Source organism: Campylobacter sp. RM19072, assembly GCF_024723485.1.
GTDB lineage: Bacteria > Campylobacterota > Campylobacteria > Campylobacterales > Campylobacteraceae > Campylobacter > Campylobacter porcelli.
Window position 1 is genome coordinate 129,924 of the sequence record NZ_JANQCU010000001.1, and the last position, 24,703, is coordinate 154,626.

A 24,703-nucleotide genomic window follows, 5' to 3' on the forward strand; every position below is an offset into this window, starting at 1 on the left:
ATTAATACAGGGAAATTACGATTTACAGCAGCGATAATAGCGTTAAATTGCGTGGTATATTTTTTAGAGTATTTTGTCTATAATCCTTATGAATTTGGGATAATTTTTGGGCTTAATGAGCTATTTTTTGCTGGGGCTTATTGGCAGATTATTACTTCTATGTTTATCCATGGCTCTTTTATGCATATTTTGATGAATATGATAGTGCTTTATCAGTTTGGAATGCTACTAGAGAGCTATTTGGGGTGGATTAAATTTGGTATTTTATATATATTTGGCGGGATTATAACTGGATTTTTAAGCCTTTTTTATCTATTTATACAAAATGTAAATTTAGTCGGTGCTAGTGGGGCTATATCGGTGCTACTTGGATTTTTAGCTTGTATTGATAAATTTAATCGCAAAGGGCTTATAATCGTTATATTGTTAGTTAGTTTTGCACCGCTTTTAACGGGGATTAGTGTGGCTTGGTATGCACATTTAATAGGATTTGGCGTGGGGTATTTGGCTGGATTTTTAAGGGTATTTAGATGAGATTTTTTGATGAAATTTGGGAGTGTATGAACTGCTCTAATTTGGAGCAAAAATTTGATAAATTCAATCAAATTTATAGGAATTTTCAAAGCGATGATATTAATTTCAACAGCGATATTTTGCCACTAAAAGAGCCTAGCTATGCTAAATTTTGTAATGTCAAATCCATGAAAGATATAAAGCAAAACCGCACAAATGAAGCGTTTTTACACTCTATAGCTCATATTGAGTATAGTGCGATTGATATTGCCTTAGATTCGTGCTATAGATTTAGAAATTTGCCTATGGAGTATTATAATGATTGGCTAGAAGTAGCAAACGATGAGATAAGGCACTTTAATATGATAGTGCAAAAAATGGATATTTTAGGTGTAAAATATGGCGATTATGCCGTCCATGATGGGCTATTTATCGCTTTATTAAAAACCCAAGATTCACTCATAAATCGTATGGCGATTTTGCCTAGATATATGGAGGCAAATGGCCTTGATGCTAATCTATTTATGATGCAAAAGCTAAATTTAAATGGCGATAAAGATGGGATTTTGGATATATTAAGAGTGATTCATCAAGAGGAGATTAGCCATGTTAGCAAGGGTGATAAGTGGTTTAAATTTGCTTGCGTGGCTAATGGGGTTGATCCAAATTCGTGGATTGATATAGTGCGAGAGTGCTATCCAAGGGCATTTGAAGCCAAAAGAGCATTAGATATAGAGCATAGATTATTAGCAGGATTTAGCAAAGATGAGCTTGATAGAATTCAAAAATTTCAGGAGAGAGTATGAAAATTATATATTTTATCCGCCACGCAAAGGCTAAAAAAATCGCCGCTACTGACTTTGATAGGCCACTTAACTCTAAGGGCAAAAAGGCTGCAAAATTAATGGCTGGAAGATTAAAAAGCAAAAAGATACTACCAGAGCTTATAATCTCATCGCCAGCTAAACGAACAGCCAAAACGGCTAAAATCATAGCAAAAAATATAAATTTCAATGGCAAAATAAAATTTGAAAAATCCCTATACGAAGCTAATACGCAAGATTATTTAAAACTCATATGGCAGATTGATAATTCTTTAAATAGCGTATTTATCATAGGACACAATGATACTCTAACTCAAATTTGCGAAATTTTAAGCGATAGTCATATTGGCAATATTCCTACTGGTGGGGTTTTTGGGATTGAGTTTGATGTGAAGGAATTTAAGGAGATAGGGGCTAGAGTTGGGCGAGTTTTGCTCTTTGACTACCCAAAAAAGATAGAATAAACTTAAATTTAGATTAATTATAAAAATTATTTATAGTTTAATGGTTTAATTTAGTTAAAACTTGATAAAATAAACAAAATTTTAAATAAAGGACATAAATGGCAGATATAATCTACACTTACACAGACGAGGCGCCAGCTTTGGCTACATTTTCACTTTTACCGGTTATTAAGGAGTTTTTAAGTCGTGGCGGTATTACCATAGATACTATGGATATATCTTTAGCTGGTAGGATTTTGGCAAATTTCCCTGAAAATTTAAAAGATGATCAAAAAGTTCCAAACTATCTAGAAATTCTAGGTGAAATGACTAAAGAGAAAACGGCAAATATTATAAAGCTTCCAAATATTTCAGCATCGCTCCCGCAGCTAAATGCGGCTATTGCTGAGCTTCAATCAAAGGGCTTTAATGTGCCAAACTATCCAGAAAACCCATCAAATGAAAAAGAAGCTGATATAAAAGCAAGATATGCTAAAGTTCTAGGAAGTGCGGTAAATCCAGTTTTAAGAGAGGGTAACTCAGATAGAAGATGCGCTGGTGCGGTAAAAGCTTACGCCAAAGAGTTTCCACATAAAAATGGCGCTTGGGATAGCAGCATTAAAACAAGAGTGGCGTATATGGATAGTGGCGATTTTTATGGTAATGAAAAATCAGTAATAGTTAAAGATTCAACCGAATTTAAGATCGAATTTACAGACAAAAATGGCAATACAAAAGTGCTAAAAGATGGTATAAAAGCAGCTGCTGGAGATGTGATTAGTGCTACATTTATGAGTGCGGCAAAATTAGATAAATTCATTGCTAAAACCATAGAAGAAGCTAAAAAAGAGTCTTTATTATACTCAGTTCATCTAAAAGCTACAATGATGAAAGTAAGCGATCCAGTTATGTTTGGTCACTTTGTAAAGGTATTTTTCGCTGAAATTTTTGATGAATTTGGTAGTGAGTTAAATACAGCTGGAGTAGTGGCAAATAATGGTTTAAAAGATCTATTTGCTAAGATAGAAAATCTACCTATAAAAGATAAAATCATAGCAAAATATAATGAAATTTTAGATAAAAATCCTGATCTAGCAATGGTAGATAGCGATAAAGGAATTACAAATTTACATGTTCCAAGTGATGTGATAATAGACGCTTCAATGCCAGCAATGATAAGAAATAGCGGTAAAATGTGGAATAAAGATGGCAAAACAGCTGATACCCTAGCAGTTATTCCAGATCGCACATATGCGACTATTTATGAGGCTACAATTGATGATTTAAAGGCAAATGGAGCATTAAATCCAGCTACTATTGGTAGCGTTTCAAATGTAGGTTTGATGGCTAAAAAAGCAGAAGAGTATGGTAGCCACGATAAGACATTTATCGCTAGTGAAGCTGGTAAATTCATAGTTAGTAGTAGCAGTGGCGATAAAATGGAATTTGAAGTTGAAGCTGGCGATATTTTTAGAGCTATGCAAGCAAAAAGCGAAGCTATAAAAGATTGGATTAAACTTGCGATTAATAGGGCAAAAGCGACACACTCAACTACAATTTTCTGGTTAGATAGCGCTAGAGCTCATGATGCTAGTATGATCAAAATAGTAAATTCAGAGCTTAAAAACTACGATTTAAGCGGTCTAGATATTAGCATTGCAGCTCCAACTGAAGCGATTAAAAAGTCAATTTCTATAATACGAACTGGCAAAGATGCTATTAGCGTAACTGGTAATGTATTAAGGGATTATTTAACTGATTTATTCCCAATTTTAGAGCTTGGAACAAGTGCAAAAATGCTATCAATAGTCCCACTTTTAAGTGGTGGCGGTCTATTTGAGACTGGTGCTGGTGGTAGTGCGCCTAAAATCGCTCAACAATTAATAGAAGAAAATCACCTTCGCTGGGATAGCTTGGGCGAATTTTTAGCCCTTGGTGCAAGTTTAGAGCATTTAGCTAATGTAAGCGGCAAAAAAGAAGCAGCCATCTTAGCTAAAACGCTTGATAAAGCAATTGCGAGCTATTTAAAAAATGATAACTCTCCACGCAAAAATGTGGGAGAAAATGATAATAGAGGTAGCCATTTCTATTTAGCACTATATTGGGCTGATGAACTAGCTAAAAGTGAGTTATCTTCTAAATTTACGACTATCGCACAAGCTTTAAATGAGAATAAATCTGCCATTACAAATGAGCTAAATGGCTCTCAAGGAAATAGGGTAGATGTCGGTGGATACTATATTTTTGATGATGCTAAGGTATCGGCCGTAATGCGTCCAAGTCAAATTTACAACCAAGCTATTAAGAAATAAGTTGTGAAAATCGCAATAATAGGCGCTGGAAATGTAGGAGCTAGCATTGCTAGTCTTCTCATTTCTAAGCAGATGTGTGATGAGATCGCACTTATTGATATTAACCAAAATTTAGCTAAAGCCAAGGCGATTGATCTATCGCAAATGGCAATTGCCTTAGGTGTAAATATTAGCGTAATTAGTGGCGATGATTACAAGCTTTTAAGCGATTTTGATATTGTGATAATAACTGCTGGAATGGCTAGAAAAGATGGACAAAGTAGAGCAGAACTTGTCAAAATTAACGCTGATATAGTAGCCAAAGCATCTAATAAAATCGCTAAATTTGCTCCAAATTCAATAATAATCGTAGTAACAAATCCACTTGATATAATGGTTTATGTAGCTTGTAAGGCTAGTGGCTTTGATAGAAGCAAGGTTATAGGAATGGCTGGCGAGTTAGATAGTGCTAGACTTAAATTTGCCTTGCAAAATCATCTAAAGAGAGATATGAGTAGCTCAAAATCCCTTGTAATAGGTATGCATAGCGATAGTATGATACCATTAATCGATGAAAATTTAAGTGATAGCGAGCTAAATGAGATTAAATCTCAAACCATAAATGGCGGAGCATTGATCGTAAAATTGATGAATACATCTGCATTTTATGCTCCAGCAGCTGGAGTGATAAATATATGCGAAGCATTGATAAATGGTAGTACAAAGGTGCTTAGCTGTTCGGTTTTAGACTCTAATTTTATAGCATTTAGTCGCCCAGTGGTTATTGATAGAAGTGGATTAAAAGAGATTTTGGAGTTAAATTTAAAATCAAAAGATAGAGAAATTTTGGATAAAAGCATAGAAGAATTTATAATTTATATTAATAATCTTAATATAAATAGTGCTAATTTTAACTTTAGCTAAAGTTATTATTTTAGTTTTTTTATTTATCTATTTTATTAACTTTTTTAAGATAAAGTAGCACAAAAGTTTTTAAATTTGATTTTGCATTTGGCAAAATTTGGTGTTTATTTGCTTGATTTCAAGCAGTTTAGTCGCTACGATTGTAGCTAGAATTTTATTTAAGTTGTACTTAAATTTAATAGGAGATAGTAATGATAGAACAACCGCTTAATACAGCTGTTTGGGTAGATGAGAGTAGGTGTAAGGCTTGCGATATTTGTGTAAGTTACTGCCCTGCTGGTGTTTTGAATATGAAAGAAGATATTCACGCTATTCAAGGAATGATGATAGAAGTCAGCCACCCTGAATCGTGCATTGGCTGTAGGGATTGTGAGCTTCACTGCCCTGATTTTGCTATTTATGTGGCTGAAAAAGGATTTAAATTTGCTAAACTTAGCCCTGAGGCTAAAGAGAGAGCTGCGGCTATTAAGGCAAATCATTTTAGGAAAGTTAATTAAGGATATTAGATGAGAGAGTTAATAACAACAGGAAATGCTTTAGCGGCAAAAGCAGCTATTGAGTGTGGCTGTAATTTTTTTGGTGGTTACCCTATTACTCCATCAAGTGAGATTGCGCATGAATTAAGCGTAGCGTTACCAAAAAATGGTGGCAACTTCATTCAAATGGAAGATGAGATTGCTGGTATTTCAGTAGCACTTGGTGCTAGTATGACTGGAGCGAAGGCTATGACAGCAAGCTCAGGCCCTGGTATTTCGCTCAAAGCTGAACAAATCGGCCTTGGATTTATCGCTGAAATTCCTTTGGTAATCGCAAATGTAATGCGTGGTGGTCCATCAACTGGCCTTCCAACTCGTGTAGCACAAGGCGATATTTTACAAGCTAAAAGCCCAAGCCATGGGGATTTTTGTTCTATTGCAGTAGCGCCAGGAAATTTAGATGAAATTTACATTGAAACAGTAAGAGCATTTAATCTAGCAAATAGATTTAGCACTCCAGTATTTTTACTTCTTGATGAAACAATCGGTCATATGCAAGGCAAGGCTAGCATACCAGAATTAAGTGATATAAAAATTGAGCCTAGACGCGAATTTAAAGGTGACCCAGCTGATTATAATCCATATGAAGCAAAAGAAGATGAGCCAGCTACGCTAAATCCATTCTTTAAAGGTTATCGCTATCATATTACCGGTCTTCATCACGGCCCTACAGGCTTCCCTACTGAAGATGGTAAAATAGTAGATTATAATATTAAAAGATTGTTTAATAAAATTCACGCTCATCTAGATGAAGTTATCAAATTTGAAGAGTATAAGCTAGAAGATGCTGATATATGCATTATCTGCTATGGAAGTGTGAGCTTAGCAGCTAAAGAGGCAGTTGATAAGTTAAGAGCTGAAGGGATAAAAGCTGGTATATTTAGACCGATTACACTATGGCCAAGCCCAGAGGCAAAAATTAAAGAGATTTGTGCTAAATTTAAAAATATCTTAGTAACTGAGCTAAATATGGGGCAATATCTAGGCGAGATACAAAGATGCTCTTTAAGAGATGATTTTAAAACACTATTAAAAGCAAACGGCAGACCAATTAGCCCAAGCGAAATTATTAGTAAAGTCAAGGAGTTTTAATTATGGCTTTTAATTATGATAACTATTTAAGAACAAGCAAAATGCCGACACTTTGGTGTTGGGGTTGTGGTGATGGTGTAATTTTAAAAAGCGTTATCCGTGCTATAGATGCTATGGGATGGAATATGGATGATGTCTGCGTAGTAAGTGGTATTGGATGTAGCGGACGCTTCTCAAGCTATGTTAATTGCAACACTGTCCATACTACTCACGGCCGTACGATCGCATATGCTACAGGTATCAAACTAGCAAATCCAGATAAGCATGTAATAGTAGTAACTGGTGATGGCGATGGCTTGGCAATCGGTGGTAACCATACAATCCATGGATGTCGTAGAAATATAGATATTAATCACATTTTAATTAATAACTTTATTTACGGCCTTACAAACTCACAAACAAGCCCTACAACTCCACAAGGCTTTTGGACTGTTACAGCTCAATGGGGAAATATAGATCCAAATTTTGACGCTGCTAAATTAGCAACAGCAGCCGGTGCGACATTTGTCGGTCGTGAGACTGTAATTAACCCAACTAGAATAGAAAAAATGCTAATCGAAGGCTTTAAACACGAGGGTTATAGCTTTTTTGATATATTCTCTAACTGCCATATAAATTTAGGTAGAAAAAACAAAATGGGCGAAGCTACTCAGATGGTTAAATGGATAGATGAGAGGACTCTACCTAAGACTAAATTTGAAACATTAAGTGATGAAGAGAAAAAAGGCAAATTCCCTACTGGTGTGCTATTTAAAGATGAAAATCGCATAGAGTATTGTAAAGCATATGCTAAGGTTAAAGAAGCAGCTCAAAATAAGACAAAAGTGAATTTTGAGGAGATAATATGAGTTTAACAGAGTTAAGATTTGTTGGTGTTGGTGGTCAAGGTGTTATATTAGCTGGAGAGATCTTATCAGCAGCCAAGATTGAAGCTGGTGGATATGGAGTCAAGGCCTCAACATATACTTCTCAAGTTCGTGGTGGTCCAACAAAGGTTGATATAATTTTAAGCGATGAAGAGATCAAATATCCATATGCTAATGAGGGCGAAATTTGCTTTATGCTAGCAACTGCTCAAAATAGCTATAACGCATTTAAAGAAGGTGTCAAAGATGGCGGTATAATCGTAGTAGAGCCAAATTTGGTTAAGCCTAGCGAAGAGGACAAAAAACGCTGGAAAATCCATGAAATTCCTATCATCTCAATTGCCAAAGATGAAGTTGGAAATGTGATTACTCAAAGCGTTGTGGCTCTTGGTGTGGCTGTTAAATTTACAGGCGTGATGGATGAAGAGATTGTAAGAAATAAGATGCTAAGCTCAGTTCCAGATAAGGTAAAAGAAGCAAACAATAAAGCTTATGATCTAGGACTTGCATACGCTGCTAAATGTATGCAGTAAATACTCTTTTAACCAAAGCCTAAATATTGGCTTTGGTATTCTATTACAATAATTAATTAAGCAGATTTTAGAGTTTGCTTTGATATAATCTAACCTTTAAATTTACCCTTAAAGGAAACACAATGGCAAAAATTGGTATAGTATATGGCTCAAATGCTGGAGATACTAAAGCTGTAGCAGAGTATATAGGCAAAAATTTTGATAGCGAGATAATCGACGCTAAGGATTTGACGCTTGAATTTATAAATCAATATGATAGATTGATTTTTGCAGCATCTACTCATGGTCATGGAGAGTTGCAAAAGGATTTCAAAGCTAAATTAGATTTAATTAGCGAGGCTGATTTTGGTGGTAAGACTTTAGCCCTTGTAGGGGTTGGTGGCACTATCAAACATCCTACTACATTTCTTGATGGCTTGGTAGAGTTTTTACCATTAATTCGTGGCGCTAAACTTGTGGGTGCAACTGATATTGATGGATATGTGTTTAAAAACTCACTATCATTTATCAATGGCAAATTTATAGGTCTTGGAGTTGATTATAAAAATGATGAAAATTGGCAAAAAAGAGCTGATAAGTGGGTTGAATCTATTAAATCTGAGTTTTAATCTTAAAGCTTAAAATTAGCCATGGAAGCCTTTTTATTTGCAGAGTATGTCGGTATCGCATCAGCATCTTTGAGTGGCTTTTTATTTGGGATACGTAGGGGTTGTGACTGGCTAGGTGTATTTTTAGCCGCATTTTTAACAGCACTTGGCGGAGGGCTAATCCGTGATGTTATAGTCGGTCGCCCTGCGTACTCTTTTACTCACTATATTCCTGTTTGTATAGTTTTATCTGTTATGATTTTAGCTTTTTTACTGAAATTTCATAAAAAAGATAGAAATAATTTAGATAAAAAATTTATATTTATTATGACTGATGCTGTAGATGTAGTAAGCTTTTCTATTGTTGGTGCTATTGTATCTTTGGAGTTTGGTCTTAATATTTTTGGTGTAATTATGGTGGCATTTTTTAATGGTGTTGGCGGTGGGATTATACGAGATATGCTATTAAATGAGGTTCCATGGTTTTTAAAAACTGGATTATACGGCACAATTAGTATGGGGGTTGGGGCGATATACTATTTTATGTATTTAGCTGAGCTAACTAGCATTTATTGGATATTTGCTCTATTTATATTTGGTGTTGCATGGCGGCTTGTAGCATATTATAGAAATTGGAATTTGCCGCAAATTCACTATAAGGATTGATTTATGCTGATGAATAACTATAGTAGAGCTAGTGTTAGTTTTGTGCGTGGTAAAGGTGCTACTTTGTGGGATAAATGTGGTAAAGATTATATAGATTTTGCTAGTGGGATTGGGGTTTGTGCTTTGGGTCATAGCCATAAAGGTGTAGAAAAAGTCATCTCAAAACAGGCTAAAACACTACTTCACACTTCAAATTTATACAATATCACTCCACAATCTAAACTTGCCGATAAAATCTCAAATATGCTAGGTGGTGGATATGAGCTATTTTTTGCTAATAGTGGTGCTGAGGCAAATGAGTGTGCGATAAAATTGGCTAGAAAATTTGGTTTTATTAAAGGCCGAAAAAGCGAAATTATCAGCCTTAAAAACTCATTTCATGGCAGAACTATCGCAACTTTAGCGATGACTGGTCAGGATAAATTTCATCCAGATGAATTTGGGGCTTATCCAGATGGATTTAAATTTTATGATGATATAGATGAGATTATTAAAAATTTAAATCAAAATACCGCAGCTGTGATAATTGAGCTAGTCCAAGGTGAGGGCGGCATAAATCCGCTTGATAAGGCTAAAGTCCAAGAGTTAGCTAGGATTTTAAAGCAAAGAGATATTTTGCTTATCACTGATGAAGTTCAATGTGGTATCTACCGCACAGGGGAGTTTGTAACATCTAAATTATATGATATAACGCCTGATATTATTACATTTGCTAAAGGACTTGGCAATGGAGTGCCAATTAGTGCGTGTGCAAGTAGGGTATCTATCTTTAAGCCAGGAGATCATGGAAGCACATTTGGTGGCGGATTTTTGGTAACTAGCGTGGCTGAATATGTGCTTAGCCAATTAAGCAGATTAAAAAATAGTGGAAAATTGGATAAAAAAATAGCTAAATTTGAAAAAAATTTAGATAAATTAGTGGAGCAAAATAGCGATATTTTTCTTAAAAGAGTTGGTCTTGGATTAATGCAAGGCATAGTGGTTAAAGATAGCAATTTATTAAGCAAAATAGTATCAAAAGCTTTAGAATGTGGGGTTTTGGTATTAAGATCTGGTGATAGTACCTTAAGATTTTTGCCACCACTAAATTTAAGCAAAAAAGAGATGAAAGATGGTTTTGCTAGATTAAAACTAGCAATTAGCGAGATTAAAAAATGAGGCTTTTAACTTATAAACAAGATAATCAAATTAAGCTTGGTGTATTGAGTGCAAATAATGGAGTTATCGATATTAGTAGCGTTGGAATAGATAAAAAAGATATGAATGATTTGATAACCACTCTAGATAAAGCTCAATATCAAATTCTAAATGAATTAAGCTTAAAAAGCGGTGGTGAGCCATATAATAATATCCAGATATTATCGCCGATTTTAAGCCCACTTCAAGATATTATCTGTCTTGGGATTAATTATATGGAGCATGCTAAGGAGTCATATAGGTTTAAAAAGATTGAATTTGATGGCAAGAGAGAATTTCCTGTATATTTTGGTAAAAGGGCTAACTATATTTTGGGTGATGGAGCTGTATTTCCAAGCCATAGCCAGATAACTCAAACGCTAGATTATGAAGTGGAGCTAGCATTGATTATTAGTAAAGATGCTTTTAATGTTCCTATTAATAAGGCTTTAGAGTATGTCTTTGGCTATACAATTTTAAATGATATTAGCTCACGAGATATTCAAAATAGATATAAGCAGTGGTATTATGGTAAAAGCTTAGATGGCTCAACGCTAATGGGGCCTTGGATTGAGACTGACCTTGATATATCAAATTTAAAAATTAGCTCAAAAGTAAATGGCGAGCTAAGGCAAAATGCAAATACCGTAGATATGATATTTGATGCAGCATATATAATAAGTGATTTAAGTGCGGGTATGACTTTAAAAGCTGGCACAATAATATCACTTGGCACGCCAAGTGGAGTAGGTATGGGCTTTACTCCGCCAAAATATCTTAAGAAAGGCGATGTGATAGAGTGCGAGATAGAAGGCATTGGGGTATTGAAAAATATAGTTGGCTAATAGTCTTATTTAGATAAATTTAAATTAAAAAAGGAATCAAAATGGCAGATGAAGATATAAAATTAGAGAGCAAGAAAAGTCCGGTGGTGCTAATAGCTATTATTGGCGTGGTTGTATTTTTATTAATTATTGGGATAATTGTTGTTATGCTTTTAATGAGTGGCGGAGATGATAAGCAAGTCTCTCAAGCCGCTAATGTCCCCCCAACTCAAGTAGCACCAAAACAACGCTCCAATGATTTTTTTAATATCGGTCCAGTCTATCCGATGGAGCAATATGTCGTAAATTTACTTAGCGAAAGTGGCACTAGATACCTAAAAACCACAATGAATTTAGAGCTAAGCGAAGAGACTTTAAGCTCAGAAATAGATAAAAAACAAGCATTAATCAGGGATATTATCATAAGAAGTCTATCAGCTAAAACATATGAAGATGTAAGCACAGCCAAAGGCAAAGAGCGTCTAAAAGATGAGTTAGTAACTAGAATAAATGAGGTTCTAAGAGATGGATATATTAAAAATGTCTTTTTTACTGATTTTATCGTTCAATGATAGGCATTGATATTGTAAGCATAGATAGGATCGCCAATGCTAAAATAAGGCATGGTGAGCTATTTTTGCGTAAATTTTTAAATAGTAGCGAGATAGAAATTGCTAAGAGTGATGCTACTATAGCTGGGTTTTGGGCTGCAAAAGAGGCTATTAGCAAGGCTCTTGGCTGCGGAATTGGAGCGGAATTTAGCTTTAATGACGCTACCATATACAAAGATAGCAAAGGTGCTCCAAAGATTAAATTTGCCAAACACATAGAGAGTAAATTTAATATCAAAAGCTCATCGCTTAGTATCACGCACGATGGCGGATTTGCGATTGCTGCGGTTATTATTGAAAGAATAAATTCCCATTGAGCTTTAAGCCCAATGGGTTAAATTAGCAAGAATATACTGTTTTAAACTCAAATGGAGTAGGGCGTTGCTCATATGGCCATACTTGAGTTTCAAATTTATAGTGTTGATATGTATCTATAAAGTGCTCTGTCATTATAGCGCTTAAATATTTATTATCACGGATTACAGCCTCTAAGCTTCCTCTTAGTGTATGTGGTAATTGCTCAATTCCACGCTCTCTAATCTCATCAAGAGTTAGCTCAAATAGATCCTCGTCCATTGGCCCAACTGGCTCAATTTTATTTTTGATACCATCAAGTCCTGCCATCAGCATTGCTGCAAATGCTAGATATGGGCAAGCGGTGCTATCAGGAAATCTAAACTCAGCTCTTACGCTTTTTTCACCTGATCCATATGGAATTCTACAACTAGCACTTCTATTTTGGCAAGAGTATGTTAAAATGCTTGGTGCTTCAAATCCAGGAATTAATCTTTTGTAGCTATTTGTGCTTGGATTGGTAAATGCTGCAACGCTTCTAGCATGTTTTAATACCCCGCCAATATACCATCTAGCCATATCGCTTAGATTAGCGTATGTTCCAGCTTTATAAAATAAATTTTTACCATCTTTCCATATGCTTTGATGGACATGCATACCGCTACCATTATCGCCATATAGTGGTTTTGGCATAAATGTGGCTGTTTTGCCATTTAAATGAGCTACCATTTTTACTATATATTTATAAATTTGCACATTATCGGCAGCTTCTACTAATGTTCCAAATTTCACACCTATTTCGCCTTGACCTTGAGCAACTTCGTGATGCACCACAAAGGTCTCAAGACCTACTTGTTCTAGCACATTTACCATTTCAGCTCTTAGATCTACCATTGAGTCAATTGGTTGAACTGGATAGTATCCGCCTTGTGCTCTTGGACGATGACCGCTATTATAACCATCTTTATAGTCTTTAGCGTCATTCCATTCGCCCTCTTCAGTATCTACTTCATACATAGCACAATTTTGTTTATCGATAATTCTTACATTATCAAAGACAAAAAACTCATTTTCAGGTCCAAAATACGCAACATCGCCAATTCCGCTATCTTTTAGGTGTTGCATAGCCTTTTTAGCGATTGAGCGAGGGCATTTCTCATATAGATCATTTTTATATATATCATATACATCGCATATTACGATGATTGTTGTATCGGCAGTAAATGGATCTAAAAATGCAGTCTCAACATCAGGTATAAGCATCATATCCGACTTATGTATAGGCTGCCACGCATCAATTGAACTACCATCAAATGGAATTCCCTTAAAAGAATCTACATTTATTGCTTTAATATTATATGATACGTGATGCCATGTTCCTTTTAGATCAGTAAAGCGAAAATCAACAAATTTAACCTCATTTTCATCACAATATGTGAAAAATTCGCTAACGCTATTAACAAATCTACCCATAGGCAAACTCCTTAAAAATTAAAATTTTCACATTATAGCATAAAATAGCAATTTTAATTTTAAATTTATATTGAAATCTATACTATTTTAAATTTTTACCATTTTTTTCTCACGATTTTGGTATATTACAACCTCGTTATAACCAAATTTTTTAGCTTTTTCTATAGTTTTATCCATATTTAAGCCAACATGTTCTACGCAGTGAGCATCGCTAGATAGAGTAATATCAATACCCATCTGACTCATCATCTCCAAAATTTCATCTCCAGGGTAAATTTCGCCCACTGGTTTGCGAAGTCCAGCGCTATTTAGCTCGATACTCATACCGCTTTTTTTGATCTCTTTTAGAGCATCACTAGCGATAATTTTAATATCTTTTTTAGGCTTATAGTTAAAAACTTTGATTAAATCAATATGACCGACTATATCGAATTTACCATATCTTGCCATATCTTTGATAGCATTAAAATAGTCTATATAAATTTGATCAATATCTCTATTTTTATACTCTCCGATAAACTCAGGATTATCAAATCCCCAGCCATTTAAAAAATGCACCGAACCAATGAGATAATCAACCTTAGCTCCCATCACTCGCTCATCTATAAATCCTGGTAAATAATCCACCTCATAGCCAAAAAGAATCTCCATCTTGCCTTTAAATTCAGCTTTAACCATCTCAATTGACTCTTTATAATCATCCATATCCTTAAAGCTCATTCTATATTTTTGATCAAAATTCATCGGTGCGTGGTCGCTAAATCCATAATATTTACACCCTTGATTAAACGCAGCCTTAGCATACTCAATGGGCGTCCCAGTAGCGTGATTACAAAGTGGGGTGTGGTTATGTAAATCTACAATCATAAATAATCCTTGAAAATATCAATAATATTTATAATTATACAAGATGAAAGATTAAATATAAATTTGGATAATAAAATAATAAAATGGTGCGCCCTAGAGAATTCGAATCTCTGACCTTTTGAACCGCAATCAAATGCTCTATCCAGCTGAGCTAAGAGCGCACTTTAAATTTAAGAGTTAGAATTATACTAAATCATTTCTTAAAATTAGCAAAATTTAAAATATTTTTTTGAAATTTATATGAATTTGATAATGTAAAGCAAAATTTATATAAATTTAGATACAATCACGCAATTATGTTCTTAAGGAGTTCTTATGACGCAAGAAGAGTTAGATGCGTTAATGGCTGATGATTTAAGCGATTTAGGTAATAGTATAGATGATATAGATAAGATTGGTCTTGATAATGAGGCAAATTCAAAAGAAGACGCTGATAGCGTAGTTCAAGATGATGGGCATATTATAACGCATGATAATTATAGGGTAAGCTCTACTGCGGCTTGGCCACCACCGCCACCGACAGATGATCACAAAGTAGTTCATCAGCTTGATGATGTCACGAAAGATTCAGAAAAAAAAGCCACAGAGATGTTTGATAAGCTTGAGACTATTAGTGGATTTTTCGCAGATGCTGAAGGCGTATCAAATGATATAAAAGCTGGTATAGCAAAAAATCTAGAAATATTTGAAAATCTACACTCTAAATTCCCTAATGTAGCGGCATTTGAAGAGCTTTTAGAGCTTAATAAAAATTTAGATACCAAGCTAGATGATACGATAAATAGCCTTCAAATGGGACAAGATGAAGTTATGATGACTATGGATATGATGCAATATCAAGATATTCATCGTCAAAAAATAGAGAGAGTTATTAATGTAATGCGCGCTTTGAGTAAATATATGAATAGCTTATTTGAAGGTAAAATAGATGATGATAAGCGGGTTGGCTCTGCTATTCATATAGATGGGGATACTACAACCGAAGATGTCGTAAGTAACGCCGATATAGAAGCTTTAATTGAATCATTGAGTAAAAAGTGAAAAGACCAGAACTTTTAAGCCCAGCTGGGAATTTAACCAAGCTTAAAATCGCTTTGGCTTATGGGGCTGATGCGGTTTATGCTAGTGTAGGTAACTTCTCTTTGCGTCAAAGAAGTGCGAAGGAATTTAATCTTGAAAGCTTTGAATATGGTGTAAAATTAGCCCATAAAAGCGGGGTAAAATTTTACGCTACAATAAATGGATTTCCATATAATACTCAGCTTGATAATCTCAAAAAACATATTAAAACTATTAGCGAATTTGGCGTTGATGCCTTTATAATCGCTACGCCTGGGGTTATGAAACTTGCTAAAGAGATCGCTCCAAATATAGAGATACATCTATCTACTCAAGCTAATGTGATGAACTATCTAGATGCTCAAATTTACTATGATATGGGTGCTAGTAGGATTGTCGCTGCTCGTGAGATGAGCCTAAAAGATGCGGTGCTAATAAAAGAGATGATACCAAGCTTAGAATTAGAGATATTTTGCCATGGGTCAATGTGCTTTGCATACTCTGGTAGATGTCTAGTCTCAGCAGTCCAAAGCGGTAGATTAAGCAATCGTGGAAGTTGTGCTAATGATTGCAGATTTAACTATGAATTATACGCTAAAAGCCCAGATAATGGGGCGTTATTTCGCCTAGAAGAGAGCGAGCATGGCACACATATAATGAACTCTAAAGATCTAAATTTAAGTAAGCATATAGAGAGAGTCATTAAAACCCAAGCCATAGATAGCCTAAAAATAGAGGGTCGCACAAAAAGCGAGTATTATGTTGCTTGTGCGACAAAAGCCTATAAGATGGCAATTGATGATACTATAGCGGGTAATTTCCGTCCAGAAATTTATGAAGCTGAGCTAAATACGCTTAAAAATAGAGGCTTTAGCGATGGCTATCTCATTCATAAGCCTTATGAGAGAGAAGATACGCAAAATCATATAAATAGCATAGAAGAGGGCACTCATCAAGTCCATGCTATTAGCACTGATGGGGTTAGCTTTAAAACCAAATTTAAGATAGATACCAAGCATGAATACGAGATCTTTGCTCCTGTTAATGCTGTGATAAATAGCGTAGAGAATGAGCTAGGAAGTATCTATAAAAAAGATGATAAATACTATGTAAAATTCAAAAAATTAATAAGCACAAAAGGCAAAGAATTTGATGAAATTCATAGTGGAAATGAGAATGAGATTAGGCTTCCTGCTAATTTGCCTGAGTTTAGTTTTTTGCGTAAAGAGATTATAAAAGGAGAGTAGATGAAATTTATAAGCATTATAATGGGTAGTAAGAGCGATTATGAGATTATTAGTGAAACGGCTAAGATTTTAGAGGAATTTGATGTCAAATATGAGATGATTATTAGCTCAGCTCACAGAAGCCCAGCTAGAACTCATCAATATGTAGAAGATGCCGATGCTAGGGGTGCGGCTCTATTTATATGTGCAGCTGGTATGGCAGCTCATTTAGCTGGAGCGGTATCGGCTTATACTATTAAGCCAGTTATTGGTGTGCCTATGGGTGGATCAGCTGTAAATGGCGTAGATGCGCTATACTCCACAGTTCAAATGCCAGCTGGCATACCAGTGGCAACTCTAGCCATTGGTAAGGCTGGAGCTAAAAATGCTGCGTATTTAGCAATGCAAATTTTAGCCCTAACTGATGAAAATTTAGCAATAAAATTAAAAGAAGATAGAGAGAAACAAGCTAAATTATTAGAGGCAGATTCTAAAAAGATCGAGGTGCTTCTAGGTGGTGCTAAATGAAAACATATCTAGCCATTGATGAGTTTTGTCAGCTAGTTCATTTAAAACGAGAAGTTGTAGATGGCATGATCCAAAGAGGTGCATTAAATACAAAAATAGATAATGATATAGTCTATATAGAGGCAAATGAAGGCACTATGAGCGTGGTGCCAACTAGCAATGGAGAGATGGTAGTAAGCGGGGAGCCTTATACCTTGCCTGGAGAGAGCTTTGTAGAAAAGACCATTGGGACTATTTTAAATTTACACGAAAAAGTTTTAGACGCTAAAGATGAGACGCTAGATGCACTTAGAAATGAGAATAAATTTCTCAAAGAGGCTTTATACTCCATGCAAGAACTATATGATGAAGATAGAAAAACCGTAGAGACGCTTACTAATCAGCTTAAATTGGCTCAAGAAGAGGTTGAGTTTTTAAAGAGAAAATATAAGCTAATGTGGAATAAAGCAATAGAGAATTTTAATGACAATAAAGGAAATTTATGACATTTAGCCAGATAATTTTAACTCTTCAGCAGTATTGGAATGAGCAAGGTTGCATTGTCGTCCAACCATATGATATGCCAGCTGGCGCTGGGACATATCATCAAGCTACATTTTTACGCTCTTTAGGAGATAAGCCTTGGAATGTGGCATATGTAGCTCCATCTCGCCGTCCAACCGATGGTAGATATGGTCAAAACCCAAATAGACTTGGTAGCTACTATCAATTTCAAGTAATAATGAAACCAAGCCCAAAAAATATCCAAGAGCTATATCTAAAAAGCTTAGAAAGGCTTGGATTAGACCTTAAAAAACATGATATTAGATTTGTAGAAGATAACTGGGAGAGCCCAACTCTTGGTGCGTGGGGCTTAGGCTGGGAAGTTTGGCTAGATGGTATGGAGGTTACGCAATTTACATATTTTCAGCAAGTTGGCGGAATACCTTGTGAGGTAGTTAGCGCAGAAGTAACATATGGAATCGAACGCCTAGCTATGTATCTTCAAGATAAAGATAGTGTTTATGATATTATTTGGGATGAGCATAATTCAAATGTAGTAACCTACGGCGATGTCCATAAACAGAGCGAATTTGAATTTAGCAAATATAACTTTGAAATAGCTGATACTGCTAAGCTCTTTGATTGGTTTGACTCATACTCTAATGAGTGTAAGGCGATTTTGGAGCATGGGTTGGCACTTCCAGCTTATGATTATTGTATGCTTGCGGCACATACTTTTAATGTGCTTGATGCTCGTGGAGCAATTAGCGTTACGCAAAGGCAAGATTATATCCTTAAGATTAGAGAGTTGGCTAAGGGTTGTGCTATGGCTTATAAAGAGAGTTTAAATAGGTGAAAATATCTGAAATTTACGCTATTTTAGATAGTATAGCGCCATTTGAACTGCAAGAGAGTTGGGATAATTCTGGATTAATCATAGGTAGTATGAGTGATGAATTTGATGATATTGTGCTTAGCTTGGATTTAGATAGCACTATTGTGGCTAGTGCTAAGCCAAATACGCTTTTTATCACTCATCATCCGCTTATTTTTAAAGGATTAAAAAGAGTTGATAGTAGCAAATATCCATCAAATTTAATCAAAATGATGATTAAAAAGGATATTAGCCTAATCTCAATGCATACTAATTATGATAAGGTTGTTTTAAATAAATTTGTTTTAAGCGAGATTTTGGGTTATCAAGATTATGAACAATATGGCGATTTTATACTTAAATTTGAGGTAAATCAGAGCTTTGAAGAGTTTGTATCTAGGATAAAATCTAAATTAAATTTACCAACTTTAAGGGTTGTAAAGGGGTCTGAATTTATAAAAACGGCCGCAATTTGCACTGGAAGTGGGAGTGAATTAATTGGTAGCTTTGAGGCTGATTGCTTTTTAAGTGGCGACTTTAAGTATCACACAGCACTTGAATCTTATGAGAATTCGCTTAGCTTAATTGATATAAATCATTTTGAAAGTGAGCGATATTTTGGGAAGTCGTTGGCATTTTACTTGCAAAAATTTAATCTTTTTGCTACAATCACAAATTCAATAAATCCATTTGAATATAGATAACTAAAGGGAAATCAATGAATAAATATCTACAGCAACTTGTAAGTTTATCGCAAATAGACCAAAAAATAGATAGTTACGCACCAAGAATTGAGAGCATTAATAGAAATTTACAACTTAAAAAAGATGAGATAATCGCTATAGATGAAAATATAGAAAAAGTTGATAATGAAATATCAGAATTAAAAGCTCAAATTGCCAATACAAACTCTCACATTAATGAATTTAACGCTAAAATCAAAGAAATTAGTAAAAAAACTTCCGCAGTAAAAAGTGAAAAAGAGATAAAAGCTCTAAATTTAGAAGAGGATTTAGCCAAAGATCAGCTTGAAGCAGCTAATGAAGAGATTAATAGACTTGAGAGGATTATCGATAGTAAAAATGAGTTAAAATCTGAGCTTGAGATGAAAAAAACGCAAATTCAAAATAGCCTTGAGGGTATAAGTAACGAAGTTGCTGATGAGATAAAAGCTATTGATGATGAAAGAAGTAAAATTTATGATCAAAAAGAGAAGCTATTAGCTGATATGAATCAAAAAATTCTTACATTTTATGAAAAAATTCGTAAATGGGCTAAAAATACAGCCGTTGTGCCAGTGAGAAAACAGGCTTGTTATGGCTGTTTTATGAAGATAAATGATAAGACTTATGCTCATATTATCAAAAGTGATGATATCACAACTTGCCCACATTGTGGTAGAATTCTCTATAAAGAGACTACACAGGAGTGATATATACTCTATTTACGGCACTTTTGCTTGGGATTTGTTCGCCGTTTTTATGGCTTTTAAGTTTTAAGCAGAAGTTTATCCGTAGTATAAGGGCAAGATTTTTTTTAATCAAAAATCCAAAACCAAAATTAGCCAAATACCACTTCCACGCTTGTAGTCTTGGTGAAGCTCGTGCTATTGAGCCTTTAGTAAGGCGTTTGGGTGATTGTAGGGTTAGCGTGATTACTCAAACTGGATTTGACTATGCTAGTAAATACGCTGATTGTAGATTTTTGCCTTTTGAGTGTTTTTTACCTTTTTGGCTAAGCAGATCAGATGTTTTGATAGTTTTTGAAGCTGAGTTGTGGCTAAATTTATTTAAAGTTGCTAAATCAAATGGATCAAAAACGGTGCTTTTAAACGCTAGAATTAGCGATAAAAGTTATAAAAATTATCTAAGATTTAAATTCTACTATAGATGGCTTTTTAAATATGTTGATTTGGTGCTAGCTCAAAGCGATTTGGATAAAGAGCGTTTAGCTACGCTTGGGGCAAAAAATATTAAGGTTGTTGGCAATATAAAATCAGCTAATCTACCAAAGCCATCTAAAAACTATGTAAAGCTAGATAAAAGAGTTATAGTAATAGCTAGCTCTCATCAAAATGAAGAGATAAATTTGCTTAAAAATTTAAATTTAAGCCCAAATGATCAGCTTTTTATCGCTCCAAGGCACCCTGAGAGATTTGCTGAAGTGTGTAAAATTATCAAAGATAGCATTAAAAGCGATATGAGCTTTGAGAAATTTAGCGATAATATGGGGTTAAGATCGCAAATTATTCTAATTGATACTCTTGGGGAGCTAGTGAATTTATATCAAATTGCCGATATTGTCGTGCTTTGTGGCAGCTTTGAATATGGCATTGGAGGGCATAATCCTATAGAGGCGGCTCAGTTTGGCTGTAAAATTCTAAGCGGAGAGTATATCCATAATCAAAAAGACCTATATAAAGCAGTAAGCGGGATTGAGTTTTGCTCATATGAAAATGTGTGGGAGAAGATAAACTCAAATTTAAAAAGCACTAAAATTATAAATATATGCGATATGGATAAGATAATAAAAGAGATAAAAGGATAAATATGCAAAAAGCTTATAAACTTTTAGCCATTCAAGAGGGAATTTCAAATAGTGAAGCAAAAGCAATGATAGATGCTGGGCTTGTAAGCGTAGGCGGTCAAAGAGTTATGCTTGCTAGAGGACTTTTAAAAGAGAGTGCTAAATTTAAGGTAACAAAACTAGCCAAACCAGTGAAAATTTTTGAAGATGAAAATATCATAGCAGTAAATAAACCGCCATTTATCACAAGCCAAAAGATTGCTGAAATGTTTAAATTCCCACTATTAAATCGCTTGGATAAGGAGACTAGCGGAGTAATAATGCTATATAAAAATGATGATTTCCAGCAAAGGGCTATTAGGGAGTTTTCGCAAAATAGGGTGAAAAAAACCTATTTAGCAATTGTTAAGGGGATAGTGTGTGAAAATTTGACAATTAATCAGCCACTAACTACCATAAAAACAAGATCTGGAGCATTCGCAAAGATTGATTTAAAAAATGGTAAATCAGCCATCACGCATATCGCCCCAATAGCAGTCGAAGGCAAAAAATCACTATTAAAAGTAGATATAGAAACAGGTAGAACTCACCAGATTAGGGTGCATTTAGCTAGTAGTGGATTTGGTGTATTGGGTGATGAGAAGTATGCCAAAAGTAGCTCTAATAGATTATATCTACATAGTTTAAGAACTAAAATTTTTGATTATGAGTTTTACGCCGAGCCTAGTAGGGAGTTTTTTAATCAAGGATTTAATGAAATTGATAAAACCATTTTAAAAATGGTTTAAATCAGATTATTTACGCTCTTTTCGCATAAAATTCACTCCTAAACTCAGCAAATTTATCAGCCATTATCGCCTCTCTTATTTGCTTCATTAAATTTAGATAGTAGTGTAGATTATGCAAACTTGCTAGTCTAAAAAATGTAAGCTCTCTAGCCTTATATAGATGATTTAGATAGCCCCTAGAGTATCTTTTACAAGTATAGCACTGGCACTCTTGGTCGATTGGCTCATGGTCGTTTATAAAAGCAGCCGCTTTGATATTGAGCTTACCAAAACTAGTAAATAAAGTCCCATTTCTAGCATTTCTTGTAGGCATCACGCAATCAAACATATCCACCCCACGACTTACATTTTCTACTAGATCCTCTGGGGTACCAACGCCCATTAGATACCTAGGGCGATTTGGGTCGATATATGGCATAACGCCTTGAACTGTATCATACATCTGCTCATTTGACTCACCCACACTTAATCCACCTATGGCTAATCCATCAAAATCCATATCACATAGCGCCGTAGCGCACTCTTTTCTAGCTTTATAATCAGTCCCGCCTTGTATGATACCAAAGAGATTTTGATGAGCGCCAACTCCATTTGCTTTTTGAGCTTTGTGATACATTTGAGCCTCTTTGGCCCATTTTATCGTGCGTTTTAGGCTTAGTTCTATGCGTTCTTTTGTCGCTGGAAGAGCCACTAAATCATCTAAAATCATCATAATATCACTGCCTAAATCATACTGCGTATCTAGCACACTTTTTGGTGTAAAATAGTGCAAACTACCATCTATATGACTTTTAAATTTAATCCCATTTTCATCAGCCTTAGAGCGATGAGAGAGAGAAAAAGCTTGAAATCCACCGCTATCAGTTAGAAAATTTCTATCAAATCCACTAAATCCATGAAGTCCGCCAAATCCCTTAACAACCTTGCTAGTAGGGCGTAAATAGAGATGATATGTATTTGCTAAAATTATCTTAGCGTCTAAAATTTCGCTCATATCTACCGCATCAAGACTCTTAATCGCTCCAAGTGTGCCAACTGGCATAAACACTGGAGTTTGAATTATGCCGTGAGCCATTTTGATGGTGCAAGCTCTTGCGTTTTGGCTTATTTTGTCTATTTTAAATTCCATATAAATCCTTATTTAATTAGCATAATTTTATCAAAATCTTGCTTAGAATTTAGGATATTTAAAGGACAAAATCAAATTTAATCGCTTTTTATCTTTTTTAAATTTCAATTATGCTAAGATAACCATTTTTTATGGAGAGTTGATGAAAAATATTTTGATTATTGCTGATGGAATTTTGGCTAAAAATTTCCTTGAGAGATTATTTAATAGCAAAAATAACGCCTTACATAACTATACAGTAATAACCTATAATGAAGAGACTATCCCTAGCTGGGATGTGAATTTTGAAAATTTTATATTTTATAACTTTGATCCAACTAGTCTTGGTAAGCTAAAGCTACATTTAAAGAGCGAATTTGAACAAGCTATGGTGATAATGCAAAATGAATTTGACATAAAATGCGTATGCGAAAATCTGCGTCAAATTTACCCAAATTTAGATATGGATGTGCTGGATTTATGGGGTATGGGTAGATATTTTAGCGGTGATAATCATATATCTATCATTGATGCTAGGAAAATTTTAAGCTCTAGATTTATGGATTTTTTACCAGATGTGCCAGTTATCGCTGATAATATAGGCATGGGGGTAGGCGAGATTATGGAGGTTCAAGTCCCAAATGGTAGTAGCTACGCCTATAGACATGTAGGAAATATCCGTAAAAAGCGGTGGAAAATAGCTATGATATATAGAAAAGGTAGCTACACCATCGCTACTGCTGATGATTTAATAATGCCAAATGATACACTTTTAATCGTAGGGGAGCCTAGAATTTTAGAAAGCGTTTTTCGTGCGATTAAAAAGGAGCCAGGTCAATTCCCAAATCCATTTGGAAACAATATATATTTAGAGTTAGATATGAAATTTATGAGTAAAAATGAGATAGATCTACTCATAGATGATACTATCGAACTTCATAATAGATTAAATAATAAAAAGCTTTTTATAAAGGTGATAAATCCGACTCTATGCTCTAATTTTAGCCGTATAAAAGAGCTAAAATCTAATAAAATATTTATAGATATTGACTATTTTAGCACTAAAATTTCGATTAATAAATCTAAGATGAATGAGCTTGATATAGGCTTAGTAATCACTAATAGCAAGGTCTTTAACCACTATAAAAGAGGTTTTGAAGCCCTTAAAGTGCCTATTTTAAAAATAGGAAAAAATGGATTTAAAATATTAAAAAAAGGTGTAATACTAGGTGATAAAACAGATGCCGAGAGCAACTCTAGCGTGATAATGGACTGCTGTAAGCAGCTAGATTTTAGTATCGATTTTTATCATTTTGATACTAAAATTGATAATGATAGCAAAAAGGTTATAGAGCATTTTAAGAGTCTTTCTAAAATCTTTAATAAAAAGGTAAATATAATAAATGATGATATTAATCCGCTTTTAAAGTTGCGTAATAGTGATGATATTTTACAATTTTTAAGCTTTAGTAATAAAATTTTGGATAATAAATTTGGAGCGATATTCTCTAAAGATATAAAACGCCTTTACTATATATTAGATGATAATTATCAACTTTTCATACCACAAAATGATAAAATTTAAAGGATA

General features: G+C 34.6%; 28 protein-coding genes and 1 tRNA gene. 25 read left to right on the forward strand and 4 right to left on the reverse strand.

From position 1 onward, the window contains the following. From CSUIS19072_RS00680 to acpS, 15 genes are all read left to right on the forward strand, one after another. Window positions 1–534 (forward strand): rhomboid family intramembrane serine protease, encoded by a 534-nt coding sequence (locus CSUIS19072_RS00680; RefSeq protein ID WP_442863270.1) that lies wholly within the window; start codon window positions 1–3, stop codon window positions 532–534. Then, on the forward strand, window positions 531–1,319 hold the full coding sequence (locus CSUIS19072_RS00685) for a ferritin-like domain-containing protein (protein ID WP_086236649.1): 789 nt from the start codon (window positions 531–533) through the stop codon (window positions 1,317–1,319). Before CSUIS19072_RS00680 ends, CSUIS19072_RS00685 begins: the two co-directional genes overlap by 4 nt. After that, complete coding sequence (locus CSUIS19072_RS00690) at window positions 1,316–1,801, forward strand: SixA phosphatase family protein (protein WP_086242089.1); 486 nt, start codon at window positions 1,316–1,318, stop codon at window positions 1,799–1,801. The genes CSUIS19072_RS00685 and CSUIS19072_RS00690 overlap by 4 nt, the downstream gene beginning before the upstream one ends. 98 nt (window positions 1,802–1,899) lie before the next feature. After that, window positions 1,900–4,092 (forward strand): NADP-dependent isocitrate dehydrogenase, encoded by a 2,193-nt coding sequence (locus CSUIS19072_RS00695; RefSeq protein ID WP_086292694.1) that lies wholly within the window; start codon window positions 1,900–1,902, stop codon window positions 4,090–4,092. 3 nt (window positions 4,093–4,095) lie between these two features. Then, a complete protein-coding gene (locus CSUIS19072_RS00700) occupies window positions 4,096–4,995 on the forward strand; it encodes a lactate/malate family dehydrogenase (protein WP_086236652.1) in 900 nt (299 codons plus the stop codon). Window positions 4,996–5,186: 191 nt separating this feature from the next. Beyond that, a complete protein-coding gene (locus tag CSUIS19072_RS00705) occupies window positions 5,187–5,492 on the forward strand; it encodes a 4Fe-4S dicluster domain-containing protein (protein WP_086224495.1) in 306 nt (101 codons plus the stop codon). 9 nt (window positions 5,493–5,501) lie between these two features. Beyond that, the gene (locus tag CSUIS19072_RS00710; protein WP_086292692.1) at window positions 5,502–6,623 is read left to right on the forward strand and encodes a 2-oxoglutarate synthase subunit alpha; all 1,122 of its coding nucleotides are present in this window, start codon (window positions 5,502–5,504) and stop codon (window positions 6,621–6,623) included. Between the two features lie 2 nt (window positions 6,624–6,625). Then, window positions 6,626–7,471 carry a 2-oxoglutarate ferredoxin oxidoreductase subunit beta gene (locus CSUIS19072_RS00715; protein ID WP_086292690.1) on the forward strand — a complete coding sequence of 282 codons (846 nt, stop codon included), beginning with the start codon at window positions 6,626–6,628 and terminating at the stop codon, window positions 7,469–7,471. Further along, window positions 7,468–8,022: a 2-oxoacid:acceptor oxidoreductase family protein gene (locus CSUIS19072_RS00720; RefSeq protein WP_086244633.1), complete on the forward strand. Its 555-nt coding sequence runs from the start codon at window positions 7,468–7,470 to the stop codon at window positions 8,020–8,022. The genes CSUIS19072_RS00715 and CSUIS19072_RS00720 overlap by 4 nt, the downstream gene beginning before the upstream one ends. A 122-nt stretch (window positions 8,023–8,144) precedes the next feature. Next, window positions 8,145–8,630 carry a flavodoxin domain-containing protein gene (locus CSUIS19072_RS00725; protein ID WP_086236656.1) on the forward strand — a complete coding sequence of 162 codons (486 nt, stop codon included), beginning with the start codon at window positions 8,145–8,147 and terminating at the stop codon, window positions 8,628–8,630. A 21-nt stretch (window positions 8,631–8,651) separates the two neighbouring features. After that, entirely contained in the window at window positions 8,652–9,275 is a 624-nt protein-coding gene (locus CSUIS19072_RS00730; RefSeq protein WP_086236657.1) for a trimeric intracellular cation channel family protein, read from the forward strand. A gap of 3 nt (window positions 9,276–9,278) precedes the next feature. After that, window positions 9,279–10,433, forward strand: a complete 1,155-nt coding sequence (locus CSUIS19072_RS00735) for an aminotransferase class III-fold pyridoxal phosphate-dependent enzyme (RefSeq protein ID WP_086292688.1) — start codon at window positions 9,279–9,281, stop codon at window positions 10,431–10,433. Further along, on the forward strand, window positions 10,430–11,296 hold the full coding sequence (locus CSUIS19072_RS00740; protein WP_086292686.1) for a fumarylacetoacetate hydrolase family protein: 867 nt from the start codon (window positions 10,430–10,432) through the stop codon (window positions 11,294–11,296). The genes CSUIS19072_RS00735 and CSUIS19072_RS00740 overlap by 4 nt, the downstream gene beginning before the upstream one ends. Window positions 11,297–11,337: 41 nt before the next feature. Next, on the forward strand, window positions 11,338–11,847 hold the full coding sequence (gene fliL, locus CSUIS19072_RS00745; RefSeq protein ID WP_086242093.1) for a flagellar basal body-associated protein FliL: 510 nt from the start codon (window positions 11,338–11,340) through the stop codon (window positions 11,845–11,847). Further along, the gene (gene acpS / locus CSUIS19072_RS00750; RefSeq protein ID WP_086242094.1) at window positions 11,844–12,203 is read left to right on the forward strand and encodes a holo-ACP synthase; all 360 of its coding nucleotides are present in this window, start codon (window positions 11,844–11,846) and stop codon (window positions 12,201–12,203) included. The genes fliL and acpS overlap by 4 nt, the downstream gene beginning before the upstream one ends. A 22-nt stretch (window positions 12,204–12,225) precedes the next feature. Here the strand turns inward: acpS and glnA are convergent, their stop codons facing one another. From glnA to CSUIS19072_RS00765, 3 genes are all read right to left on the reverse strand, one after another. Next, the gene (gene glnA, locus CSUIS19072_RS00755; protein WP_086236662.1) at window positions 12,226–13,653 is read right to left on the reverse strand and encodes a type I glutamate--ammonia ligase; all 1,428 of its coding nucleotides are present in this window, start codon (window positions 13,651–13,653) and stop codon (window positions 12,226–12,228) included. An 87-nt stretch (window positions 13,654–13,740) separates the two neighbouring features. Further along, window positions 13,741–14,520: a histidinol-phosphatase gene (locus CSUIS19072_RS00760; RefSeq protein WP_086242095.1), complete on the reverse strand. Its 780-nt coding sequence runs from the start codon at window positions 14,518–14,520 to the stop codon at window positions 13,741–13,743. 84 nt (window positions 14,521–14,604) lie between these two features. Further along, window positions 14,605–14,681 (reverse strand) — tRNA-Arg (locus CSUIS19072_RS00765). Between the two features lie 154 nt (window positions 14,682–14,835). Between CSUIS19072_RS00765 and CSUIS19072_RS00770 the strand changes: the two genes are divergently transcribed. From CSUIS19072_RS00770 to CSUIS19072_RS00810, 9 genes are read left to right on the forward strand one after another with little or no spacing between them, the layout of a single operon-like run. Next, window positions 14,836–15,561, forward strand: coding sequence for a chemotaxis protein (locus tag CSUIS19072_RS00770; protein WP_086236664.1), 726 nt, complete (start codon window positions 14,836–14,838; stop codon window positions 15,559–15,561). After that, window positions 15,558–16,826 (forward strand): peptidase U32 family protein, encoded by a 1,269-nt coding sequence (locus tag CSUIS19072_RS00775; RefSeq protein WP_086292684.1) that lies wholly within the window; start codon window positions 15,558–15,560, stop codon window positions 16,824–16,826. Before CSUIS19072_RS00770 ends, CSUIS19072_RS00775 begins: the two co-directional genes overlap by 4 nt. Beyond that, on the forward strand, window positions 16,827–17,333 hold the full coding sequence (gene purE / locus CSUIS19072_RS00780) for a 5-(carboxyamino)imidazole ribonucleotide mutase (protein WP_086236666.1): 507 nt from the start codon (window positions 16,827–16,829) through the stop codon (window positions 17,331–17,333). Continuing rightward, a complete protein-coding gene (locus tag CSUIS19072_RS00785) occupies window positions 17,330–17,818 on the forward strand; it encodes a DUF3972 domain-containing protein (RefSeq protein ID WP_086236667.1) in 489 nt (162 codons plus the stop codon). The genes purE and CSUIS19072_RS00785 overlap by 4 nt, the downstream gene beginning before the upstream one ends. Next, entirely contained in the window at window positions 17,815–18,672 is an 858-nt protein-coding gene (glyQ, locus tag CSUIS19072_RS00790; RefSeq protein WP_086236668.1) for a glycine--tRNA ligase subunit alpha, read from the forward strand. The genes CSUIS19072_RS00785 and glyQ overlap by 4 nt, the downstream gene beginning before the upstream one ends. Further along, window positions 18,669–19,394 (forward strand): Nif3-like dinuclear metal center hexameric protein, encoded by a 726-nt coding sequence (locus tag CSUIS19072_RS00795; protein ID WP_086242096.1) that lies wholly within the window; start codon window positions 18,669–18,671, stop codon window positions 19,392–19,394. The genes glyQ and CSUIS19072_RS00795 overlap by 4 nt, the downstream gene beginning before the upstream one ends. Window positions 19,395–19,408: 14 nt before the next feature. Further along, window positions 19,409–20,122 (forward strand): zinc ribbon domain-containing protein, encoded by a 714-nt coding sequence (locus tag CSUIS19072_RS00800; RefSeq protein WP_086236670.1) that lies wholly within the window; start codon window positions 19,409–19,411, stop codon window positions 20,120–20,122. Then, window positions 20,119–21,237: a lipid IV(A) 3-deoxy-D-manno-octulosonic acid transferase gene (gene waaA, locus CSUIS19072_RS00805; RefSeq protein ID WP_086292682.1), complete on the forward strand. Its 1,119-nt coding sequence runs from the start codon at window positions 20,119–20,121 to the stop codon at window positions 21,235–21,237. Before CSUIS19072_RS00800 ends, waaA begins: the two co-directional genes overlap by 4 nt. A gap of 2 nt (window positions 21,238–21,239) precedes the next feature. Beyond that, the gene (locus CSUIS19072_RS00810; RefSeq protein WP_180380993.1) at window positions 21,240–22,004 is read left to right on the forward strand and encodes a pseudouridine synthase family protein; all 765 of its coding nucleotides are present in this window, start codon (window positions 21,240–21,242) and stop codon (window positions 22,002–22,004) included. A 10-nt stretch (window positions 22,005–22,014) separates the two neighbouring features. Here the strand turns inward: CSUIS19072_RS00810 and tgt are convergent, their stop codons facing one another. Then, window positions 22,015–23,133 carry a tRNA guanosine(34) transglycosylase Tgt gene (tgt, locus tag CSUIS19072_RS00815; RefSeq protein WP_086236673.1) on the reverse strand — a complete coding sequence of 373 codons (1,119 nt, stop codon included), beginning with the start codon at window positions 23,131–23,133 and terminating at the stop codon, window positions 22,015–22,017. 142 nt (window positions 23,134–23,275) lie between these two features. Between tgt and CSUIS19072_RS00820 the strand changes: the two genes are divergently transcribed. Beyond that, complete coding sequence (locus tag CSUIS19072_RS00820) at window positions 23,276–24,697, forward strand: COG3400 family protein (protein ID WP_086292678.1); 1,422 nt, start codon at window positions 23,276–23,278, stop codon at window positions 24,695–24,697. Window positions 24,698–24,703: the final 6 nt, after the last annotated feature.

Coding starts and splice junctions, on each gene's coding strand:
- CSUIS19072_RS00685 (WP_086236649.1), top strand. CDS start 531: ATGAGATTTTTTGATGAAATTTGGGAGTGTATGAACTGCTCTAATTTG.
- CSUIS19072_RS00690 (WP_086242089.1), top strand. CDS start 1,316: ATGAAAATTATATATTTTATCCGCCACGCAAAGGCTAAAAAAATCGCC.
- CSUIS19072_RS00695 (WP_086292694.1), top strand. CDS start 1,900: ATGGCAGATATAATCTACACTTACACAGACGAGGCGCCAGCTTTGGCT.
- CSUIS19072_RS00705 (WP_086224495.1), top strand. CDS start 5,187: ATGATAGAACAACCGCTTAATACAGCTGTTTGGGTAGATGAGAGTAGG.
- CSUIS19072_RS00710 (WP_086292692.1), top strand. CDS start 5,502: ATGAGAGAGTTAATAACAACAGGAAATGCTTTAGCGGCAAAAGCAGCT.
- CSUIS19072_RS00715 (WP_086292690.1), top strand. CDS start 6,626: ATGGCTTTTAATTATGATAACTATTTAAGAACAAGCAAAATGCCGACA.
- CSUIS19072_RS00720 (WP_086244633.1), top strand. CDS start 7,468: ATGAGTTTAACAGAGTTAAGATTTGTTGGTGTTGGTGGTCAAGGTGTT.
- CSUIS19072_RS00725 (WP_086236656.1), top strand. CDS start 8,145: ATGGCAAAAATTGGTATAGTATATGGCTCAAATGCTGGAGATACTAAA.
- CSUIS19072_RS00730 (WP_086236657.1), top strand. CDS start 8,652: ATGGAAGCCTTTTTATTTGCAGAGTATGTCGGTATCGCATCAGCATCT.
- CSUIS19072_RS00735 (WP_086292688.1), top strand. CDS start 9,279: ATGCTGATGAATAACTATAGTAGAGCTAGTGTTAGTTTTGTGCGTGGT.
- CSUIS19072_RS00740 (WP_086292686.1), top strand. CDS start 10,430: ATGAGGCTTTTAACTTATAAACAAGATAATCAAATTAAGCTTGGTGTA.
- fliL (WP_086242093.1), top strand. CDS start 11,338: ATGGCAGATGAAGATATAAAATTAGAGAGCAAGAAAAGTCCGGTGGTG.
- acpS (WP_086242094.1), top strand. CDS start 11,844: ATGATAGGCATTGATATTGTAAGCATAGATAGGATCGCCAATGCTAAA.
- glnA (WP_086236662.1), bottom strand. CDS start 13,653: ATGGGTAGATTTGTTAATAGCGTTAGCGAATTTTTCACATATTGTGAT.
- CSUIS19072_RS00760 (WP_086242095.1), bottom strand. CDS start 14,520: ATGATTGTAGATTTACATAACCACACCCCACTTTGTAATCACGCTACT.
- CSUIS19072_RS00770 (WP_086236664.1), top strand. CDS start 14,836: ATGACGCAAGAAGAGTTAGATGCGTTAATGGCTGATGATTTAAGCGAT.
- purE (WP_086236666.1), top strand. CDS start 16,827: ATGAAATTTATAAGCATTATAATGGGTAGTAAGAGCGATTATGAGATT.
- CSUIS19072_RS00785 (WP_086236667.1), top strand. CDS start 17,330: ATGAAAACATATCTAGCCATTGATGAGTTTTGTCAGCTAGTTCATTTA.
- glyQ (WP_086236668.1), top strand. CDS start 17,815: ATGACATTTAGCCAGATAATTTTAACTCTTCAGCAGTATTGGAATGAG.
- CSUIS19072_RS00800 (WP_086236670.1), top strand. CDS start 19,409: ATGAATAAATATCTACAGCAACTTGTAAGTTTATCGCAAATAGACCAA.
- CSUIS19072_RS00810 (WP_180380993.1), top strand. CDS start 21,240: ATGCAAAAAGCTTATAAACTTTTAGCCATTCAAGAGGGAATTTCAAAT.
- tgt (WP_086236673.1), bottom strand. CDS start 23,133: ATGGAATTTAAAATAGACAAAATAAGCCAAAACGCAAGAGCTTGCACC.
- CSUIS19072_RS00820 (WP_086292678.1), top strand. CDS start 23,276: ATGAAAAATATTTTGATTATTGCTGATGGAATTTTGGCTAAAAATTTC.